Below are 2,719 nucleotides of genomic sequence, written 5' to 3'. Positions count from 1 at the left end.
AGACACCCTGAGAGCATGCCAGTTGCCGTGCGGATTCAGAAATCGCTTCATCGTCTCACTGCACCGAATGACCAAAATTGGACATGATCTAAAAACTAGACCAAGTCCAATTTGGCTGTTACGATGAACTCCATGCAGGATCGACAGGCCCTCGGACGACAGCTCCGTGACGCGGGGATGCGGGTCACCGCCCCTCGTCTCGCGGTGCTCGAGGTCTTGGCCGCGTATCCGCATTCGACGGCCGACTTCGTCGCCCGCGGAGTGCGGGAGCAGCTCGGGGGCGTGTCGAAGCAGACCGTCTACGACGTGCTGCGTTCATGTACGGAGAGCGGATTGCTCCGTAGCATCGAGCCTGCAGGTTCTGCGGTGCGCTACGAGACACGCACCGCAGACAATCACCACCATCTCGTGTGCCGCACGTGTGGCGAGATCGTCGATGTCGATTGCGTCGTCGGATCGGCACCGTGTCTCATGCCGGACGCCGACCACGGTTACTCGATCGACGAGGCCGAGGTGACGTTCTGGGGTCAGTGTCCAGCCTGTCGTGCCACCGCGCCGTCGGAGCCGGATCGCTGATCTGTCACACACCAGCTCAACCACGACAACAGTTCTCACACACTTCCAGGAGATGACCATGGCTATCGAACCCGCATACACGATCTCGTCGACAGCAACCGGAGGTGGTCGCGACGGTGAGGTCGTCTCGGCGAGCGGGCAGATCGATCTCGATCTGCGTCCGCCCAAGGAGCTTGGCGGTAGCGGAGAGGGCAGCAACCCCGAAGAGCTCTTCTCGGCCGGATATGCAGCCTGTTTTCTCGGCGCGCTACGCGCGACATCCAAGAATGCTGGAACGCCCGTCCCCGATGAGTCGACGGTCACCGTCACCATCGGTATCGGGAAGGACCCGGCCGACGGAGGGTTCGGACTCGTCGCCGACATCGAGACCTACATCCCCGGCGTCGACGAGGCGAAGGCGAAGGAACTCGCCGAGGGCGCGCACGCCTTCTGCCCGTACTCGAAGGCAACGAAGGGCAACATCGCCCACAACCTAACGGTCCGCGTCTGAGCAGCTGACGCGACCGTTGCGAGTCCGGCGCCACAGCCCGGCGCCGGACGTACGTCACGACCCGCCCACCGGCGGGCAGACATGAGAGAAGGAGTCACACAATGACGAACACTCCGATCACGAGCACGTTGACCGATGAGCAGAAAGCGATCACCGGTCATGCGCTGCAGCAGACGCTGGTCGATCTGATCGACCTGTCCCTCGTCGCCAAGCAAGCGCACTGGAATGTCGTCGGGCGCAACTTCCGCTCGGTTCACCTCGAACTCGACGAGCTGGTCACGGTGAGCCGCGAGTTCACCGATCAGGCCGCAGAACGGGCGACGGCCATCGGGGTCTCGCCGGACGGCCGGGCGGAAACCGTGGCCAAGACGGCGGGCACCACCGGATTCGGTGACGGATGGACTTCTGACACCGAGGTCATCACATCGATCGTCGACAACCTCAAGGCAGTGATCGCCGGTCTGCGCACGCGGATCGACGAGACAGAAGACGCCGATCCGGTCACCCAGGACCTGCTGATCTCGTTCGCCGCGAAGCTGGAACAACTCCATTGGATGTGGCAGGCGCAGATCGCCTGAACCGTCTGCCCAGAACGTGCGGCACAGAATCAGCGGCACGGTAGCGTCTAGTGCGTGAATGATCTGGGGGTCATGGTCGGCCTGGGGCTCGTTGCAGCCACGGTCGCGACCATTGCATATGTCCGAACCCGCGAGCGCGAGGCCGACAGATTGGCCGGCGCCGCGGGTTTGGCGCGTGATCTCCGTGAACTCGCCGACGGCGATCCGGTCCGTCTCGCCGCGGTCGAGGAGTACGAGGTCTCGCTGTATCAGCGGCTGTTCTACTCGTCGACGGTGACGCCGCGACTTCGTGGTGCGGCGTGGGCCCTGCTCGCGGCCGTGCTGGCCGCCGCGGGCGCGGTTGCCTCGCGTGGCGACGGCTTGGTGATCAGCGCGGTACACATTGGTGCGATCGTGCTCGCGGTGCTCTTCGGTGTCGCCGCGATCGTCTACGTCGTGCTCGCGGTGATTCATGTCGCGACCACGCCACGCGTGTCCTTCAGCGAGTCCTATCGCGACTCGGTCGAGGACGCATCGACGGGTGAGGAACCGGTGGTGAGCGATGCGGTGGCGCCCGCGGCCGGCTCGATCGGTGCCGAACCGAGCGATGACGCGTCGACAAGCGCCGAAGTGGCGTCGACGAAAGCCGACTAACCGGCCTGATCTGCGGCGAAGCGTCGGCGATAGGTTGCAGGCGACACGCCGACAGCGGAGGCGAAGTGGTGTCGCAGCAGCGTCGCCGAGCCGAATCCCGACTGCGTGGCGATGTGGTCCATGGACAGCGAGGTCGTCTCGAGAAGTCGGCGAGCGTGGGCGACGCGCTGCTCGGTGAGCCATCTGTGCGGCGACACCCCGACCTCGTCACCGAATCGCCGCGCGAACGTGCGTGACGACATGTGCATCCGTGCGGCCATGTCGTCGACCCGGATGTCCCGGTCGAGGTTCTCGACGAGCCAGTCGAGCATCTCGGCGAATCCCGCGGAACCGCACACCGGGACCGGCGTCTCGACGAATTGGCGCTGACCGCCGTCGCGATGCGGCGGGACGACCATTCTTCTGGCGATCATATTCGCGGCCTCGTGCCCGCATTCTTCCC

Annotated in this window: 5 protein-coding genes; 4 read left to right on the top strand and 1 reads right to left on the bottom strand. The window is 64.7% G+C overall.

Annotation, left to right across the window (positions count from 1 at the left end; translation table 11 throughout):
- Nucleotides 1-132 precede the first annotated feature (132 nt).
- The 4 genes from GOOTI_RS14395 to GOOTI_RS14380 all read left to right on the top strand — a co-directional run bounded on the left by GOOTI_RS14395 (nt 133) and on the right by GOOTI_RS14380 (nt 2,277).
- A complete protein-coding gene (locus GOOTI_RS14395; protein WP_007239333.1) occupies nt 133-576 on the top strand; it encodes a Fur family transcriptional regulator in 444 nt (147 codons plus the stop codon).
- Nucleotides 577-634: 58 nt separating this feature from the next.
- Entirely contained in the window at nt 635-1,066 is a 432-nt protein-coding gene (locus GOOTI_RS14390; RefSeq protein ID WP_007239332.1) for an organic hydroperoxide resistance protein, read from the top strand.
- A 101-nt stretch (nt 1,067-1,167) separates the two neighbouring features.
- On the top strand, nt 1,168-1,644 hold the full coding sequence (locus tag GOOTI_RS14385; RefSeq protein ID WP_007239331.1) for a Dps family protein: 477 nt from the start codon (nt 1,168-1,170) through the stop codon (nt 1,642-1,644).
- 72 nt (nt 1,645-1,716) lie between these two features.
- A complete protein-coding gene (locus GOOTI_RS14380; RefSeq protein ID WP_007239330.1) occupies nt 1,717-2,277 on the top strand; it encodes a hypothetical protein in 561 nt (186 codons plus the stop codon).
- Here the strand turns inward: GOOTI_RS14380 and GOOTI_RS14375 are convergent.
- Nucleotides 2,274-2,719 (bottom strand): helix-turn-helix domain-containing protein (locus tag GOOTI_RS14375; RefSeq protein WP_007239329.1); only part of this gene is annotated, 446 nt, incomplete at its 5' end. The genes GOOTI_RS14380 and GOOTI_RS14375 overlap by 4 nt on opposite strands.

Source organism: Gordonia otitidis NBRC 100426, assembly GCF_000248075.1.
GTDB lineage: Bacteria > Actinomycetota > Actinomycetes > Mycobacteriales > Mycobacteriaceae > Gordonia > Gordonia otitidis.
This window is presented reverse-complemented; position numbering and strand designations above follow the sequence as displayed.